The sequence below is a fragment of the Knoellia locipacati genome (assembly GCF_007992835.1).
In the GTDB taxonomy this organism is placed as follows: Bacteria; Actinomycetota; Actinomycetes; order Actinomycetales; family Dermatophilaceae; genus Knoellia; species Knoellia locipacati.
Window position 1 is genome coordinate 1 of the sequence record NZ_BKBA01000013.1, and the last position, 16,722, is coordinate 16,722.

At 69.1% G+C, this 16,722-nt stretch carries 14 protein-coding genes; 4 read left to right on the top strand and 10 right to left on the bottom strand.

What is annotated here, in order from left to right; translation table 11 throughout:
- Positions 1-36 precede the first annotated feature (36 nt).
- A complete protein-coding gene (locus KLO01_RS15885) occupies positions 37-630 on the bottom strand; it encodes a DUF6308 family protein (RefSeq protein ID WP_147066975.1) in 594 nt (197 codons plus the stop codon).
- 268 nt (positions 631-898) lie between these two features.
- On the opposite strand from KLO01_RS15885, the gene KLO01_RS15890 reads away from it, so the two are divergent.
- The 3 genes from KLO01_RS15890 (at position 899) to KLO01_RS17450 (ending at position 3,619) form a co-directional block, all read left to right on the top strand.
- Positions 899-1,549, top strand: a complete 651-nt coding sequence (locus tag KLO01_RS15890; RefSeq protein WP_147066977.1) for a hypothetical protein — start codon at positions 899-901, stop codon at positions 1,547-1,549.
- 81 nt (positions 1,550-1,630) lie between these two features.
- Positions 1,631-2,101 (top strand): plasmid transfer protein KilB, encoded by a 471-nt coding sequence (gene kilB / locus KLO01_RS15895; protein WP_147066979.1) that lies wholly within the window; start codon positions 1,631-1,633, stop codon positions 2,099-2,101.
- A 966-nt stretch (positions 2,102-3,067) separates the two neighbouring features.
- The gene (locus KLO01_RS17450; RefSeq protein WP_147066981.1) at positions 3,068-3,619 is read left to right on the top strand and encodes a dsRBD fold-containing protein; all 552 of its coding nucleotides are present in this window, start codon (positions 3,068-3,070) and stop codon (positions 3,617-3,619) included.
- A gap of 87 nt (positions 3,620-3,706) precedes the next feature.
- Here KLO01_RS17450 and ctlX read toward each other — a convergent pair whose 3' ends face one another.
- The 4 genes from ctlX to KLO01_RS15920 all read right to left on the bottom strand — a co-directional run bounded on the left by ctlX (position 3,707) and on the right by KLO01_RS15920 (position 7,097).
- A complete protein-coding gene (gene ctlX, locus KLO01_RS15905) occupies positions 3,707-4,729 on the bottom strand; it encodes a citrulline utilization hydrolase CtlX (RefSeq protein ID WP_147066983.1) in 1,023 nt (340 codons plus the stop codon).
- A 47-nt stretch (positions 4,730-4,776) separates the two neighbouring features.
- Positions 4,777-5,598 (bottom strand): hypothetical protein, encoded by an 822-nt coding sequence (locus KLO01_RS15910; RefSeq protein ID WP_147066985.1) that lies wholly within the window; start codon positions 5,596-5,598, stop codon positions 4,777-4,779.
- A gap of 66 nt (positions 5,599-5,664) precedes the next feature.
- Positions 5,665-6,447: a hypothetical protein gene (locus tag KLO01_RS15915; protein ID WP_147066987.1), complete on the bottom strand. Its 783-nt coding sequence runs from the start codon at positions 6,445-6,447 to the stop codon at positions 5,665-5,667.
- Positions 6,444-7,097: a SatD family protein gene (locus tag KLO01_RS15920; protein ID WP_147066989.1), complete on the bottom strand. Its 654-nt coding sequence runs from the start codon at positions 7,095-7,097 to the stop codon at positions 6,444-6,446. The genes KLO01_RS15915 and KLO01_RS15920 overlap by 4 nt, the downstream gene beginning before the upstream one ends.
- Before the next feature lie 231 nt (positions 7,098-7,328).
- Here KLO01_RS15920 and KLO01_RS15925 point away from each other — a divergent pair, with 231 nt between their 5' ends.
- Complete coding sequence (locus KLO01_RS15925; RefSeq protein ID WP_147066991.1) at positions 7,329-8,216, top strand: universal stress protein; 888 nt, start codon at positions 7,329-7,331, stop codon at positions 8,214-8,216.
- Here KLO01_RS15925 and KLO01_RS15930 read toward each other — a convergent pair.
- The 5 genes from KLO01_RS15930 to KLO01_RS15950 form a co-directional block, all read right to left on the bottom strand.
- A complete protein-coding gene (locus KLO01_RS15930; protein WP_147066994.1) occupies positions 8,148-10,325 on the bottom strand; it encodes a S9 family peptidase in 2,178 nt (725 codons plus the stop codon). The two genes, KLO01_RS15925 and KLO01_RS15930, sit on opposite strands and share 69 nt — an antisense overlap.
- Positions 10,318-13,926, bottom strand: a complete 3,609-nt coding sequence (gene dnaE, locus KLO01_RS15935; protein ID WP_147066996.1) for a DNA polymerase III subunit alpha — start codon at positions 13,924-13,926, stop codon at positions 10,318-10,320. The genes KLO01_RS15930 and dnaE overlap by 8 nt, the downstream gene beginning before the upstream one ends.
- A 145-nt stretch (positions 13,927-14,071) precedes the next feature.
- Positions 14,072-14,995 carry an RluA family pseudouridine synthase gene (locus KLO01_RS15940; RefSeq protein ID WP_147066998.1) on the bottom strand — a complete coding sequence of 308 codons (924 nt, stop codon included), beginning with the start codon at positions 14,993-14,995 and terminating at the stop codon, positions 14,072-14,074.
- A complete protein-coding gene (lspA, locus tag KLO01_RS15945; protein ID WP_147067000.1) occupies positions 14,988-15,590 on the bottom strand; it encodes a signal peptidase II in 603 nt (200 codons plus the stop codon). Before lspA ends, KLO01_RS15940 begins: the two co-directional genes overlap by 8 nt.
- On the bottom strand, positions 15,563-16,525 hold the full coding sequence (locus KLO01_RS15950) for a TraR/DksA family transcriptional regulator (RefSeq protein WP_147067001.1): 963 nt from the start codon (positions 16,523-16,525) through the stop codon (positions 15,563-15,565). The genes lspA and KLO01_RS15950 overlap by 28 nt, the downstream gene beginning before the upstream one ends.
- Positions 16,526-16,722: the final 197 nt, after the last annotated feature.

Here is a 16,722-nt window from a genome sequence, read left to right on the forward strand (position 1 = left end):
CCCCCCCCCCCGCCCCGGGGGGACGTTCATCCCTCTCTATCTCAGAGTGGAGGTCCACAGGGCGACGTCAAGGTGCCGCAGCATGCCGTTGGGGTCACCCACTGACACTCCGTCCATCCCGGCTGCCTCGTCAACGATGTCCCGCAGGGCTGCCATGAGCTCGTTGTCGCTCAAGAGGTGACAGAAGACCTGCCAGTCAGCCGCGTAGGAGCGCAACTCCCACGTCCCGAGAAGCTGTCGCACCCGCTTGTCCCGAATGGGAAAGAGGTCTGGACGCTTCCGCGCACAGAGCTTGGAGGCGGTCACCCATGCGTCGGAAGTCTTTGCTGCCACGGGTCGAAGGGCCGCCTTAACGCCGTCGTAGAACTCGCTCATCGCGTCCAGCGTCTCGGGTCCGGCGGTTTGCAGATTGAGGTCCACCGCCAGGGCGTTGCTCGCGAGCAGCCGGTTGAGATGCGTTGATGTGGGGCAGGGCTCGGTCAACCGGCGCACAGCGATCTGAGGAATATCAACAGAGAGAAGGTGCACTGCAAGCAGGTCGCTTCCTCCGATCGAGAAGGGATCGTTGGGGTTGAGCTCGGAGAAGGTTGCCCCGGCGTAGTTGCTCTCGCGCCTGTAGTAGGCAGCCACCCGTTCGGCAACGTCATCGGCGCTCAGGACTTCCCGAGTTCTATCCGCGGCGTGACCCAAGATGTTCGGAGCGGTGGGGGTCCAAGCTTCGGGTAGTCCAGCAAACACTTAGACGTCCTGTCGTTGAGCGGCGCGATCGGGAGGCGTGGCGTCATCGCCGCAGCACCCAACCCGACACTAAGACCCCCCTCCGACTTTGGGGGTGAACCGTCACGGAGAATGCAGTCGCTAGGGCTCAGCGGTCGCTGCGGCGTGCTAGACCATGGGCGTGACCAAAGCCAACCGACCAACCGGGCTCGACTTCGTCCAAGGCAAGACCCGCTTCGACATCATCGTGGAACTGCTCCGTGAAGTCGGTGACGACATTGCCTCCCGCGATCGGATCGCCTTGGCGACATCGTTCTCACACGGTGAGAGTGCGTGGGTTGCCGAGACGGCTTGGCAGGCGGCCCACCGGGGGCTGCACGTCAAGCGAGAAGCCTCCGTTGGCGGCGTGCCCCGCGTTGACCTAGAAGTGGCGGGCACCGCGGTCGAGTTCAAGTCGACCTTCGCGTCATGGGCTCTCAATCCCGCTACCGCGACCGAGTGGGAGAAGTGGCTTGGCGCGGACGTCGATAAGCTCAAGGCAGGAAAGAACCCAGGGGTCGTTGTCGTCACCACTGCGGCTCTCACCATGGGCGTCGCGCATCAGCGCCAGGCCTTCAAGGTCATGTACGGAGACCCCGCCCATGGCGATCTCGATCCGCAACAGCTCCTCGAAGAGGGTGTCCGAGCGATCGACACGGTTCTGCGACCTCGCTGCGCTCAGGTGCATCGCGTGGACCTGCACCCGGGCACTGTCCCGCTGAACGGCGGCTCCGTGTTCCTGACCGCGCTGGTCGGGGCGGTAAACATGCAAGCCGTTCGTGCGGGTGCTTAAGGGCGGACTGGGCATCAGCCGTCGAGCCAACCGGACCGTACCAGTCCCCCAAGGCAGTCCGTGGGTGCTTCACTGAGCCACATGGACAGTGCTTGGGTCGGGGTTGTAGGTGCCGTTGTCGGAGCGGTGGCGTCCTATCCGTTTCAAGTGCTCCATGCCAAACGTACAGACGCGTACTCCCGGTCACAGCAGTTGCGGACCGAACGAGTCGCGGTCTACAGCAGCTTCGCCGAGAAGATCATGGACTGGCGACGGTCCCAGAACCGCCGGAAGAAGCGCAGTTTCGGGCGGGAAGCCTCAGGCAGCGCAGACCCAGTGATTAGTGACGAGAACCAGCGCGTGCGAGCCGCCGCTTGGTCGGCCTACTACCGGGTGAAGCTCCTTTGCGACGACCCCGAAATCGACCGAGTGGCGTTCGAAGCTCTTGAGTGCGTCAGTCGGATGAAGGACGCGCTGACCCTCGAGGAGGTGCAAGCCGTAGGTGAAGAAGTCCGCGCAAAGCTGGAGCGCTTTCTAAGGGAAGCATCCCGACAGACTCGGTCATCCACCTGACTAGCTCACGCATGCGTGCGCTCTCTGCGTGCGTTGTGCGGGTGATGGGAGCAACCCAGCGACCCCAGCTCTTGATGGCCGTTCATGCCGACTCGCTCGACGCCCAGTGGGCTTAACACCTGGCCCTACATCTGTCTGCTCGGACGACGGCAGAGTTCTGGCAAAAGACACTGAGCAACAGTTGACGGGTTGTATATCCAGGTTAGGAGGGCAGAGTTCGGCCCTAAGAGACTGCTGGCAATCCCAAGCGGTCCTGAGAGCTGCGAACTCTCCCACCAACCGGTATCCGTGGTCAGTGTGGGGGCAGGTGTCTGGACACCCACCAACCTCCGCTTGTGAGGCCGTCGTCCGGAGGATCACGTTCTCCCTGATCCCTACCGCGGGCTAGCTCTGGGTCTCCACACCCTCGCGGGGTCCTGTGCGGCGGTCCGAGACACAGGCCGTACCCAGAGTCATCCACACCGCGTCGTTGAGGTGCGGACCCTTCTACCTGACAGTCAACACCCGATGCGGACTGACGCAAGACCCTCAGACCGCTCAAGACAGGCTCGAGGGCAGGCTGCGCCTCTCCGACGAGACCAAGGCGAGCCGTTCGCTTCAGATCCCTCCACTTCAATCCTCTTCGCTGAAGCGGCGCAAGCGGCCAAGTTGACCTCGCCAACGGTCCGCAAAAAGTCCGCAAGAGGATCGAGCACCACCACTTCTCACCAACGCTATCAACGCAAACGCGCAGGTCAGGGCCGCGCCACCAACGCTGACCCGCACTCACCAACATGCGGGGCGATCTCGAGATGTACTTCGACATCTGATCGAGCGTGTGTTCCCCGTGCGGGAACGTTGAGGGGCCGGAGGGAACATTTCCCTCCGGCCCCTCAGTCTTTCCTCCGTATGCCGGGACCTTGGGCCCATCTCGCGCGTCACCGCTGTGGCGATGCTGGGGTTCATCGACCCGCGAAGGAGGACACCATGCGAGCACTCCCGGGAGACCACATCATCCTGGCGCCGCCGTCCGTCGACGGCCCGCTGCGTGAGGGCGAGGTGATCGAGACGAGGGGTCAGGAGGGCCAGCCGCCCTATGTCGTGCGATGGAGCGACGGGCACGAGGGACTGCTCTACCCCGGACCGGGTTCGGTCCTGCGCGTGGAGTCGGCCCACGGGAGCCACACGGCGCTGGAGCCGGTGGCCGGCGGCGAAGCGGCTGCGTCGGTGGCTCCCCACCCTGAGCACGCGCCCTCGGGCATGCACCTGCACGCGAGGGACTGGACCGTGAGGATCAGCGTGCTGGGTGACGAAGACGATGCGGAGGCGCGTGTGGTCCTCGTGGCCGACTCGCCCCGACACCTCACCGCCCACGGTCACAGCCACCGGAGCTCCGGCGACCGACCGGTGCCCGAGATCGGGGACGAGGTCGCCGTGGCCCGGGCCCTGCGGCGGCTCGCGGATCGCCTGCTCGGCACTGCTGCCGACGACATCCAGGGCGTCACGGGTGAGCACGACGTGACGCTCCGCAGCCGCTAGACCTCGGGACGAGATAGCACGACACGCCGCACCCGGCGCACGGGAACGGCGTGTCGTGCTACCTCGACGGGCGGTGCCCGGTCGGGCTCAGTCCTCGAAGAGGTCCTGGCCGTCGATGGTCTCGGCGTTCTCGTCGATGGCCTCGACGAGCGCGGTCGGCTCGGCATCCGCCTGGGGTCGCCGGTCGAGGTGGACGCCGGCGATCATGCAGCGCACCGAACCACCGGCGAGCTCGATCGTCGGGATGTCGACCGCGATGATCTCGCACGACTCCTCGATGGCGGCCACCTGGTCGGGCCGCAGGCTGCGCCGGGCACGCGCCGACATCGCCATGACGTAGCGGCGCTTGCCCGTGTCGGTGCGCCCGCACAGCTCGACGGCGTTGCCGGCGAACTCACGGATCTGCTCCTCGGTGAGCTCGACGATCGTGCGTCCGGTGACGGAGAGCCGTTCGCGGACCTGCTCGCGGCGGACCTCGTCCGGGATCATGTCGAGCGCAATGAGGGCGACGTCGGTGCCGATGCAGGCGATGACGTTGGTGTGGTAGACCGGCACGCCCTCGGAGTCGACGGCGTCAAACGCCATCGGCTCGTAGCCGAAGTCGGTGCAGAAGCGCTCGAGCACGGCGATGTCGGCTCGGTGGCTGCGTGCGGTGTACGCGACCCGTGAGACGTGGTCGAGGACCATCGCGCCGGTCCCCTCGAGGAAGATCCCGTCCGGCTCGAGGCCGGAGTAGTCGACGATGGCCTGCACCCGGTAGTCGCTCTTGAGCATCTCGAGGACGTCGGCGCGCCGCTCGTGGCGGCGGTTGGAGGCGTACATCGGGTAGACCGCGACGTAGCCGCCCGCGTGGGTCGACAGCCAGTTGTTGGGGAACACGCTGTCGGGGCGGGTGTGGTCCTCGTCGGCGAAGACGTGCACCCGGACGCCGGCCTCCCTCAGGGCAGCAGCGAGGGCGTCCATCTCGGCGAGCGCGGTCGCCGAGACCGTCTCGTCGCTCTGGCCCGACGGCACGTCACGCTGGAACGCGTTGTCGGCGGCGGTGGCCGGGTTCGGCAGGAACTTCTCGGCGCGGACGAGGATGACAGCGGAAGGGGCCTGAGCACTCACGGACGGAATGTAGTCCATGGGGACTCAGGCCCCGAAACTCCCGCTGGTCAGAACCCGCCGCCGAAGTCCCCTCCCCCGAAGTCGCCACCGCCGAAGTCACTGCCACCGAAGTCACCGCCACCGAAGTCGCCACCACCACCGAGGTCCGAGCCACCGACGTCCGAGCCACCGCCGTCGGACACTCCGGAGTCACCGACGCCAGCGTCGCCAGCACCGTCTCCACCGCTGCCGTCACCGGTCCCGGCGTCCCCGCCCGCACCCGAGTCGCCCGAGTCACCCGAGTCGCCGGCCTCGGCCGCCTCGGGCGAGGAGCCGTAGTCGTTGAACAGGGCGTCGGCGATGGCCGACCCGACGACGACACCGGCGATGGTGCCCATCATCGAGCCCATGAGCGTGCCGCCCATGCCGGCGCCACCGAACCCGCCCCGTCCGAACGTGCGCTCCAGCGTGCCGGGCTGGCGCATCTCGGCACGGGTCGCAGCACGGGCGAGGTCCTGTGGCTGGGCGCTCATGGGCGCCTCGCCCTGGGGTGCGTCCTGGCGCAGCCCCTCGAGGACCTGCTGGCGCTGGTCGGGGGTGAGGCGTCCGAACGCCTCGGCGTGGACCTGCTCGAGGGTCTCGGGCGGCGCCGTGCGCAGGAGGTAGCGGTAGCGGGCGATCGCGCGGGCGTCGTCACCCGACGCCCCTGCGTCACCCGACGCCCCACCCGCAGCCGACGCCCCGCCCGCACCTTGGAACTGCTGGGACTGCTGCTGTGGCTGTCCGGACGACGTCCCCTGCGTCGTCCACGACCCGCCCCCAGCACCGGGCGCACCCGCCTGGCCCTGCATGCGTGGCTCGCGTCCGAGGAGCTTGTCGAGGAAACCCATCGTTCGTCCTCCCGTCGTGGCGCATCCGGTGATGCGGCCTCGCTCCCAGCATGCCCCAGACGGAGGTCAGCGAGTCAGGGCGAGCGACCCCAGTGCGACGAGCCAGCTGACGAAGCTGCCGACCAGGAAGTACTCGGTGACCTGGTCGATGCCATCGCCCTTGATCGTGGCGTCGTCCTTGATCGTGGAGTCGTCCTTGGCCGACTGCAGCTCCGGGAAGCGGATGAGGCCCTTGGCGGCGATGACGACGCTCGCCGCGGTGATCTGGCCAGCGAGCCCGAGCCCGAGGATGAAGATGCGCTCCATCGGACCCAGCAGCCGGCCGCCCTTGAGCCGGTCGGAGGGCTCGCTCTCACGCGTGTGGCCCGAGCGAGCCGACGGTCGCATCGCGCCCACGCTCACGAGCACGAGCCGGACGATGACGTTGCCGGTGGAGAGGTTTGCGACGAACAGTCCTGTCACGAGCAGCAACCGGTCGACCGGCTCGTCGCCGGCGAACGGCAGGTCCGCCCACCCGAGCCAGTCAGCCAACGGACCACCGGCCGTGCTGGCCAGCCCCGAGGTGGCCACGAGCGCGACCGCGGTCCCACCGAGGACGAGCAGCGCCTGTGCGTGCCCGCCACCTCGGCGCAGGGAGCGCTCGGACAGCGCGACCCAGCCGACGAGGGGCACGACCGAGGCGATGAGCGCGACGAGGTCGGCCGCACCGGTGAGTCCGGCGAGCAGCCCGACCCCGACGACGACGAGCGCGCCGACCGGCACGGCCGAGCGTCGGACGAGCCGGGAGTCGACGGCGCGGAGCAGGTCGGCGGTGCCGACGCCGAGCAGCCAGACGGCGAGCCACGTCATGGCAGCGTCCTCAGCAGGTCGTGGCAACGCAGGATGACCGCGAGGCCGTCGGCCCGCACCCGCTGCGACACCGCCGACGGGCTGATGCCCTCGGCCTCGGCCAGCTCACGTTGTGTCATCCCCTCGAGCAGTCCTCTCAACAGTCGCCCCGACCTCGCTGACAACGAGCCAACCATGTGGTCCTGACAGTGCAGGGCGGCGTCGACGGCGACCGCGGTCCCCATCTCGTCGCGCTCCCCCTCTGCGAGCCGGTATGCCGTGTGCACCTGTCCCAGCGCGGCCCGCTGCGCCTGGTCCTCGACGGCGACGATGGCCTCGCGGGCCGCCCACCAGGCGGGCCCGTCCTTGATGCCGCGCACCTCGTCGAGCGTGGTGGTCGTGCCCCGCCCGAGCCCGTATCGGGTGTCCGCGTGCGGGAGGAGGACGACCCGGGCGCGCAGTGCGGCGTCGAGTGCGGCCCCGAGGTGGGGGTAGACACCCTGGAACTCGTCGCCGACCGTGACCTCGAGCGGCTCGAGGTGCTCGACCCGGTCGTTGGTGTCGGCAAGGGCGGCCTCGACCGCACGGTGCAGGCCGCGACGGTCGGTGCTCGCGCGTGAGGCCACGACGTCCCCGATGAGGACGACAGGTGAGAGCTGAACTTCCGGCATCTTCAGATCATACCTTCATTTGCCGCAACTTCAGTGCGTTGCTTCATATCCACCGAATGAAGTCCCTGGCTGAAGGTCCACGAACTCCAGGTCCACCCTGCGCGTCTGACCACGCGCTCGCGTTCGCGAGGTCCATGATGGGAGGACGACCCCAGTGGGGCGTGACGACGGGACTCGCCGGTCCCGGACCGCGAGGTTCCCGCCGCCTGACCACCGAGCTGTGGAGGCGTCATGAGCGGCATCACTTCCCCCGTCCGCACCGAGCGGATCGTCGTCGGCATCGACGGGTCGGCGCACGGATGGGCGGCCCTGGCCTGGGCGGCCGAGCACGCCTCCCGGAGGTCGATCCCGGTCCACATCATCCATGCCTTCGCCCCCGACATCCCGATGCTCGGCTTCGGCAGCACGGACCAGACCTCGATCAAGAACGAGGGCGAGCGACTCCTCACCACCGCTCGCGCCCGTGCCCACGCGATCGACCCCACGCTCACGCTGACGACGTCGCTGCCCCCGGGCTTCGCCTCACCCGCCCTCGTCAAGGCCTCACACGACGCGACCATGGTCGTGCTCGGGGCCGTCGGCCACGGGCTGCTCAGCCGGGCGACGATCGGTGCAGTGGCCCAGCAGGTCGCCGCCCACGCCACGTGCCCGGTCGTCATCGTCGGGCACGAGGGCCACAGCGAGACCCCGCACCACCGCGTCGTCGTCGGCGTCGACGGCTCCACGCCGTCGGCAGCGGCCCTGCACAGCGCCTTCGACTACGCCGCCTCGCAGGAGTCCGAGCTGGTCGTCGTCCACGCCTGGGAGGCCAAGGGCCCCGAGGACCCGACCCTGAAGACCGACTCGAGCTGGCCGGCATACGAGAGCGACCTCGAGCAGCGGGTCGACCGGGAGATCGCGGCGAGCAGCGCGGCCCACCCCGCGGTCAAGGTCCGGCACGAGGTCGTGCGCGACTCACCGGTCGCCGCCCTCATCCAGGCCGCCGACACGGCCGACCTCGTCGTGGTCGGCGCGCGCGGCACCGGCGGCTTCCCGGGCCTGCACCTCGGCTCAGTCTCGAGCCGGCTCCTCGGACGCACGGCCTGCCCGCTCGTCCTCGTGCACCCGCGGGAGCTGTGAGGTCGCGCCCAGCTGGTCGAGGACGAACGCCCACTCCCACGCCACCTGCTCCCACGCGGCGTAGCGCCCGCTGCGACCGCCGTGGCCCGCCGACATCTCGGTGCGCAGCAGGATCGGACGGGTCTGCGGGTCGTTGGTGACGGTGGCCCTCAGCCGCGCCACCCACTTGGCCGCCTCGGTGAAGAACACTCGTGTGTCGTGCAGGCTGGTCGTGGCCAGGATCGCCGGATAGTCCTGTGCCGCAACGTTCTCGTAGGGCGTGTAGCCCTTCATCACGGCATAGACCTCGGGGTCCTCGAGCGGGTTGCCCCACTCCTCCCACTCCCCCACCGTGAGCGGCAGGTCGGGCCGCAGGATGGTCGTGAGCGCGTCGACGAACGGCACGGCACCGTGGGCGACGCGGAACCGGTCGGGCGCGAGGTTGACCACGGCGCCGACGAGCAGGCCGCCTGCCGAGCCGCCCTCGAGCCCGAGGCGGTCGGGCGCGACCCAGCCGAGCTCGATGAGCCGGTCGGCGCTCGCCACGGTGTCGGTGAAGGTGTTGGGCTTGGCGAGCAGCTTGCCCTGGTCGTACCAGTGACGGCCCATCTCGCCACCACCGCGCACATGGGCGGTCGCGTGCACCACGCCACGGTCGAGCAGCGACAGCCGGGCCACCGAGAAGTAGGGGTCGCTGGAGTGCTCATAGGCGCCGTATGCCGTGAGCAGACCCGCGTTGGTCCCGTCCGGTCGCAGGCCCACCCGGTGCACGACCGAGATCGGCACCTGCGTGCCATCGGCGGCGGTGGCCCACTCTCGGCGCTGGACGTAGTCGGAGAGGTCGACGCCGCCCAGGACCGGCTGCTGCTTGAGCACCGTGCGCTCGCCCGTGACGAGGTCGAGCTCGAGCACGGTGTGCGGGGTGACGAAGGACTCGTAGACGACCTGTACGCGGGTCTGGCCCGGCTCGGGGTTGTCGCCGAGACCGACGGCATAGATGGGCTCGTCAAACGCGACCGGAACCGGTGCGGCATACCCGGACTCGCTCGACGCGTCGACGGGGAGGACCGTGAGGGCGGTGAGGCCGCCGCGGCGCAGCGAGAGCACCGCGACGTCGTCGAACGCGTCGACACCGAGGAACCGCTCGCCCTCGCCCGCGGCGAGCAGCGGTCGCCACTGCTCGTGGCTCGTGGCGTCGAGCGGCGCCCAGGCGAGGTCGGAGTCGGGGTGGTCGGTGTTGTGGACGATGAGCAGGCGGTCCGAGGCGGGCTCGACGTCGTACTCGATGCCGTCACGCCGGGGTGCGACCACGCGGAAGTCGGCGGTCGGGGTCGTCGCGTCGAGGAGGCGGACCTCCGACGTCGTCTTGGAGCCCAGCGCGAGGATGAGCCAGCGGTCGTCACGGCTCGAGCCGACCCCCATCCAGAACCGCTCGTCGGGCTCCTCGTGGACGAGGACGTCGGTGCCCGTGTCCGCACCGACTTGGCGGCGCCACAGCTGGTGCGGCCGCCAGGCGTTGTCGACCCGCGTGTAGAAGATCGTGCCGCCGTCGTGGGAGAACTCGACGCCGTAGCCGATCCCGGTGATGGCGTCGTCGAGGGTCTCGCCCGTCTCGAGGTCGCGGACCACGAGGTCGAAGCGCTCGTCGCCGGTCGTGTCGGTCGCCAGCGCGAGGCGGGTGTGGTCCGGGCTGACGCTGAGGGCGCCGATGGCGAAGAACTCGGAGTCCCCGGCCTCGACGTTGCCGTCGACGAGGACCTGCTCGCCCTCGGGTGTCTCGCCGGGAGCGATCACCGGTCGCTGCGCCGGGTCGGTCACGGCGACGCGCGCGTGGATGGCGTACTGCTGGCCCTCGACGGTGCGCGAGTAGTACCACCACGGCCCGGAGCGCACCGGCACCGAGAGGTCGGTCTCGAGCACCCGCGACTTGATCTCCCCGAAGATGCTGTCCCGCAACGGTTTCAGGTGCTCGGTGCGGGCCTCGGCGTAGGCGTTCTCGGCGGCGAGGTAGGCCAGGACATCGGGGTCGTCGCCGTCGCGCAGCCACTCGTAGGGGTCGAGGACGCGGTCGCCGTGGTGCTCGCGTACGTGCTCGCGGGCCTCTGCCCGCGGCGGCGTCAGGTCAGCCACCGGTGAGACACCTCGCCCCGAGCAGGACCTTGAGGTCGCCGAAGAGCGACTCGCTGGCGTTGACCCGCAGCGCGTCGTCGAGCTTGATGAGCGTCGTCCGGCCCGGCTTGGTGAGCTTGAGGTGCACCTCGGTGGTGCCGGGGTGGTTGGCGAGGACGCCCTTGAGCTCCTCCATCCGACCCGTCGTGGCACGCAGCGTGTCGAGGGTGACGACCACCGGGCCGCGCGGGCCCTCGGTGAGCTCGGGGAGCGTGAGCTCCTGCGCATAGATCGACACCGAGTCGTCGCGCCGGTTGACCTTGCCCCGGACGACGGCGACGACGTCCTGCGACAGCATCGTCGACACCGTGAGGTAGGAGCTCGGGAAGAACAGGCACTCGACCGCACCCTCGAGGTCCTCGACCGTCGCGATCGCCCAGAGGTCGCCCTTCTTGGTGCGCTTGATCTGGAGTCCGGTGATGAGGCCGGCGACGGTGACCATCGAGCCCTCGGGCTTGCCGTCCTCGGCGCTCAGGGTGGCGATGGCGGTGTCGGCGTGCTGCTGGAGCACGTGCTCGACACCGAAGAGCGGGTGGTCCGAGACGTAGAGGCCGAGCATCTCGCGCTCGAAGGTGAGCAGGGTCGACTTGTCCCACTCGACGGTCGGGACGGGCGTGAGGCCCATCATCGTGTCGTCGCCGCCCGCGGCGTCGTCGTGGCCGAAGGAGCCGAACAGCGAGTCCTGGCCGATCGCCTCCTGGCGCTTGATCGACACGAACGCGTCGACGTACTCCTCGTGGATGCGTAGCAGGCCGGCGCGCGACTCCCCAAGCCCGTCGAAGGCGCCACCCTTGATGAGCGACTCGATGGTCCGCTTGTTGCAGACGACGGCCGGGCACTTGGAGAGGAAGTCGCGGAACGACGTGAAGGCGCCCTTCTCCTCGCGGGCCGCGATGATGCCCTCGACGACGTTGTGGCCGACGTTGCGGATGGCCGCCATGCCGAAGCGGATGTCGGTGCCGACGGCGGCGAACCGCGCGACGGAGTCGTTGACGTCCGGCGGGAGGACCTTGATGCCCATCCGCCGGCACTCACCGAGATAGAGCGCGGACTTGTCCTTGTCGTCACCGACGCTCGTGAGCAGGCCGGCCATGTACTCGGCCGGGTAGTTGGCCTTGAGGTAGGCGGTCCAGTACGAGACGAGCCCGTATGCCGCCGTGTGGGCCTTGTTGAACGCGTAGTCGGAGAAGGGGACGAGGACGCCCCAGAGGGCCGCGATCGAGGCCTCGTTGAAGCCCTTGGCCTTCATGCCGCTGGAGAAGGGGACGTACTCGGCGTCGAGCACCTCCTTCTTCTTCTTGCCCATCGCGCGCCGGAGGAGGTCGGCGTTGCCGAGCGTGTAGCCGGCGAGCTTCTGGGCGATCTCCATGACCTGCTCCTGGTAGATCACCAGGCCGTAGGTCGTGCCGAGGATCGGCCCCAGGGCGTCGATCATCTCCTGCTGGAGCTTGCCCTTGAGCTGTGGGTCGAGCGGCGTGAGCTCCTGCTTGCCGTTCTTGCGCAGCGCGAAGTTGGTGTGCGCGTTGACACCCATCGGGCCCGGTCGGTAGAGCGCGAGGGCGGCGGAGATGTCCTCGAAGTTGTCGGGCTGCATGAGCTTGAGCAGCGTGCGCATGCCGCCACCGTCGAGCTGGAAGACGCCGAGCGTGTCACCGCGGGCGAGCAGGTCGTAGGTGGCCTTGTCGGTCATGTCCTTGGACAGGGCGTCGAGGTCGAGGTCCTCGCCGCGGTTGGTCTTCACGTTCTCGATCGCGTCGTCGAGGATCGTGAGGTTGCGCAGGCCCAGGAAGTCCATCTTGACCAGGCCGAGCGTCTCGCAGGTCGGGTAGTCGAACTGGGTGAGGACCTGCCCGTCCTGGAGCCGCTTCATGATCGGGATGACGTCGATGAGCGGCTCGCTCGACATGATGACGCCGGCGGCGTGGACGCCCCACTGCCGCTTGAGGCCCTCGAGGCCCTTGGCGGTCTCGACGATCTCCTTGAAGTGCGGCTCGGTCTCGACGAGCTCGCGGAACTCCTTGCCCTCGCCGTAGCGCGGGTGCTCGGGGTCGTAGATGCCCGACAGCGGCACACCCTTGCCCATGACGTCCGGCGGCATGGCCTTGGTGAGCTGCTCGCCGACGTTGAACGGGTGGCCCATGACACGGGCCGAGTCCTTGACCGCCTGCTTGGCCTTGATCGTGCCGTAGGTGACGATCTGGGCGACGCGCTCCGAGCCGTACTTCTCGGTGACGTAGCGGATGACCTCGCCGCGTCGGCGCTCGTCGAAGTCGATGTCGAAGTCGGGCATCGAGGCGCGCTCGGGGTTGAGGAAGCGCTCGAAGATCAGACCGTGCGGGATCGGGTCGAGGTCGGTGATCTTCATCGCGTAGGCGCACATCGAGCCGGCGCCCGAGCCACGGCCCGGGCCGACGCGGATGCCGTTCTTCTTGGCCCAGTTGATGAAGTCGGCGACGACGAGGAAGTAGCCGGGGTAGCCCTTGGAGACGATGACCTCGATCTCGAAGTCGGCCTGCTTCTGGGCGTACTCCGGTATGCCGTCCGGGAACCTGTCGTGCAGGCCCGTCTGGACCTCCTTGACGAACCAGGACTGCTCGTTCTCCCCCGGCGGGCAGGGGAACTTCGGCATGTAGCGGCCCTCACCCTCGGTGAAGGACACCTCGCACATCTCGGCGACGAGGAGGGTGTTGTCGCACGCCTCCGGCAGCTCACGCCAGATGTGGCGCATCTCGGCCGCGGTCTTGAGGTAGTAGCCGTCACCGTCGAACTTGAACCGGTTGGGGTCCATGAGAGTCGAGCCGGACTGGACGCAGAGCAGGGCGCCGTGCGCCTGCGAGTCCTCGGGGTAGGTGTAGTGGCTGTCGTTGGTCGCGAGGAGCGGGAGGTCGAGCTCCTTGGCCAGCCGCAGCAGATCCTTGATCGTGCGCCGCTCGATCTCGTTCTGGTGGTCCATGACCTCGCAGAAGTAGTTCTCGGCGCCGAAGATGTCGCGGTAGTCGCTCGCCGCCTGCCTGGCCTCGGCGTACTGACCGAGCCGCAGCCGGGTCTGGATCTCGCTCGACGGGCAGCCGGTCGTGGCGATGAGCCCCTGTCCGTGCTTCTCGATGAGCTCGCGGTCCAGACGGGGCCACTTCGCGTAGACCTGGTCGAGCGAGGCCTGGCTGTCCATCTGGAAGAGGTTGCGCAGGCCGTTGTTGTTCTTGGCCAGCAGCGTCATGTGCGTGTAGGCGCCCGACCCCGAGACGTCGTCGCCCTGGCGGGTCCGCTCGTCGCCCCACTTGACGCGGGTCTTGTCGGTGCGGTGGGTGCCGGGCGTGACGTAGGCCTCGAGCCCGATGATCGGCTTGACGCCGGTCCCCTGGGCCTTGCGCCAGAACTCGTGCGCGCCGTAGAGGTAGCCGTGGTCGGTCATCGCGAGGGCCGGCATACCGAGCTCTGAGGCGCGGGTGAACAGGTCACCGATACGAGCAGCTCCGTCCAGCATGGAGTACTCGGTGTGGACGTGCAGGTGGACGAAGCTGTCCGTGCTGTCCGGGGCTGGGGAGGTGGTGGGCGACGACATCGTGGATCATCCTAGGTCGCTCCGGTGACAGCCTCGAACGGCTCGCCACGGTGTGAAGGATGTGACGACTGAGACCGCCAGAGGGTGCGCCGCGACACGCCGTGCGGAGCCGCCGAGGCACCCTCGGGACGGGTCGGGCGAGTCGTCAGAGACGGTCGAGCGCGTCCTGGAGGTCCTGCGGGTACTGGCTCTCGAAGGTGACCCACTCCCCCGTGCCCGGGTGCTCGAAGCCCAGGCCGACGGCGTGCAGCCACTGGCGCTCCAGCCCGAGCTTCTTGGCCAGGGTCGGGTCCGCGCCGTACGTGAGGTCGCCGACGCACGGGTGACGCAGCGCCGAGAAGTGGACGCGGATCTGGTGGGTGCGGCCGGTCTCGAGGTGGATCTCGAGCAGGCTCGCGTGCCGGAACGCCTCGAGCAGCTCGTAGTGCGTTACCGCGTGCTTGCCCGACTCCATGACCGCGAACTTGTAGTCGTGGCCGGGGTGGCGCGCGATGGGGGCGTCGATCGTGCCGACGAGCGGGTCGGGCAGGCCCTGGACGAGCGTGTGGTAGGTCTTGTCGACCGTGCGTTCCTTGAAGGCACGCTTGAGCAGCGAGTAGCCACGCTCGCTCTTGCAGACCACCATGAGTCCGGACGTGCCGACGTCGAGCCGCGAGACGATGCCCTGCCGCTCGCTCGCCCCGCTCGTCGAGATGCGGTAGCCCGCGGCGGCGAGCCCGCCGAGGACCGTGGGCCCGGTCCAGCCGACGCTGGGGTGGGCGGCGACGCCCACCGGCTTGTCGACCACGACGATGTCGTCGTCGTCGTGGATGATCCCCATCCCCGGCACCGGCTCGGCGATGACCTCGAGGGTCGGGCTGGGATCGTTGCTCGGGAGCGTCACCTCGAGCATGTCGCCGCCGTGGACGCGGTGCGACTTGCCGACGTGCGAGCCGTTGACGGCCACACCGCCGTCGGCAGCGAGATCGGCGGCCCGCGTGCGGGAGAGCCCGAACAGCCGGGCGATCGCCGCGTCGACGCGCTCACCCTGGAGCCCTTCCGGCACGAGCATGGTGCGGCTGTCAGACATCGTCGGTCTCCGTCGTGTCGGCGGGTGCCTCGTGGCGACCGTGGGTCACGCCTTCGAGCGGTATGCCGCGCAGCGCGAGGATCGCTCCCGCCACCGCCGCCACGACGATCGCGATGTCCGCGACGTTGCCGATGAACAGGCCGAAGTAGTCGATGAAGTCGACGACGTGCCCGCGCCCGAACCCCGGGGCGCGCAGGATGCGGTCGATGAGGTTGCCGACGGCGCCGCCGAGGAGCGTGCCGAGCGTGGCGGCCCAGGCGCGGTGCCCGACGCGCGTCGCGGCCCGTCCCACCCACACGACGATCCCGAGGGCGACGAGGGTGAGGAGCCAGGTGACGCTGTCACCGAGCGAGAAGGCCGCACCGGGGTTGCGGATGAGGTTGAGCCGCAGCAGCGGGCCGAGGAGGTCACGTGGCTCCCCCGGCGTGAGAGCGCGCAGCGCCCACACCTTTGACCCCTGGTCGAGGACGAGCGTGACGACGCCGACCCCGATGAGGAGCGCAAACAGCCGCGACCGGCCCTGGCGATCTTCCGGGGCCGGTGCGGGGGTGGACTGGGGGCTGGAGGTCAGCGGCGTTCCTGTTTCATCTTGCATGGCATGCATAGGGTCGCACGAGGTGCGGCCTGGAGGCGAAGTTTGCCGATCGGCTGGCCGCAGGACTCGCACACGCCGTAGGTGCCGTTGTCGAGCCGCTCGAGCGCGTGCTCGTTCTGCAGGAGCATCTCGCGGGCGTTGTCGGCGAGGGCGATCTCCTGCTCACGCTCGTAGGTCTTGGCGCCTGCGTCGGCCTGGTCGTCCCCGGCGCCGTCGCCGGAGTCACGCAGCAGGTCGGAGAGCTCGGACTCGGCCACGGCGAGCTCGGCCTTGAGCCGGGCGATGTCGCCCTCGATCTCGCCGCGGACCTCGCGCAGCTCCTTGGCGGTCCACGGGGACTCGTCCTCGCGCACGACGAGGGCGACCTTCTTGGCCGCTCGCTTCGCCGGCGCCTTCTTCGCCGCCGGGGCAGAGGGTGCGGGTGCCTTGGCGGGCGCGGCCTTGGTCCCTGCAGCCTTCGTGGGCGCGGCCTTGGCGGCCGGGGCCTTCTTCGCGGCGGCCTTGGTGGCCGGCGCCTTCTTGGCCACCGTGGCCTTCTTGGCGGGTGCCGCCTTCGTCGCCGAGGCCTTGGCCGTCGACGCCTTGGTGGCACTCGCCTTGGTGGCAGCGGGCGACTTCTTGGCACCCGTCGCCTTCGTCGCCGTCGTCCTGGCGGTGGTCTTCGTGGTGGCCGCCTTCTTCGCGGCCGGCGCCTTCTTCGCGGTGCTCTTGGCGGCGGCTGCCTTCGTGGCCGGCGCCTTCTTCGCGGTGCCCTTGGCGACAGCCGCCTTCGTGGCCGACGCCTTGGTGGAGGGCGCCTGCTTGGCGGCCGTCGCCTTCGTGGCCGCGGCCGTCCCGGAGGCCGGGGAGCCCGCCTTCTTCGCCACCGCCCGCGAGCCAGCGGTCTTGCCGGATCCAGCCTTGGTGGCCCCCGAGGGAGCGCGCTTGGCAGCCATGCCTGTCCTCACTGCTCAACAAAGGCCGGGCCCGGCAGGGCTCGACCACGTGCGGCGAGGATAAGCCCTGATGATGCCGACCACAACGCAAAACGCCACACGACCTGCACGGGTCCCACACGGCATACCTGGTCGTGGGAACGCCGAAGGGCGCCTGGTCCAAGACCGGGCGCCCTCCTGCGTCGTGGTTCAGTGAC

Coding starts and splice junctions, on each gene's coding strand:
- KLO01_RS15915 (WP_147066987.1), bottom strand. CDS start 6,447: ATGACGTGGCTCGCCGTCTGGCTGCTCGGCGTCGGCACCGCCGACCTG.
- dnaE (WP_147066996.1), bottom strand. CDS start 13,926: ATGTCGTCGCCCACCACCTCCCCAGCCCCGGACAGCACGGACAGCTTC.
- KLO01_RS15940 (WP_147066998.1), bottom strand. CDS start 14,995: ATGTCTGACAGCCGCACCATGCTCGTGCCGGAAGGGCTCCAGGGTGAG.
- KLO01_RS15950 (WP_147067001.1), bottom strand. CDS start 16,525: ATGGCTGCCAAGCGCGCTCCCTCGGGGGCCACCAAGGCTGGATCCGGC.
- lspA (WP_147067000.1), bottom strand. CDS start 15,590: ATGCAAGATGAAACAGGAACGCCGCTGACCTCCAGCCCCCAGTCCACC.
- KLO01_RS15920 (WP_147066989.1), bottom strand. CDS start 7,097: ATGCCGGAAGTTCAGCTCTCACCTGTCGTCCTCATCGGGGACGTCGTG.
- KLO01_RS15910 (WP_147066985.1), bottom strand. CDS start 5,598: ATGGGTTTCCTCGACAAGCTCCTCGGACGCGAGCCACGCATGCAGGGC.
- kilB (WP_147066979.1), top strand. CDS start 1,631: ATGGACAGTGCTTGGGTCGGGGTTGTAGGTGCCGTTGTCGGAGCGGTG.
- KLO01_RS15925 (WP_147066991.1), top strand. CDS start 7,329: ATGAGCGGCATCACTTCCCCCGTCCGCACCGAGCGGATCGTCGTCGGC.
- KLO01_RS17450 (WP_147066981.1), top strand. CDS start 3,068: ATGCGAGCACTCCCGGGAGACCACATCATCCTGGCGCCGCCGTCCGTC.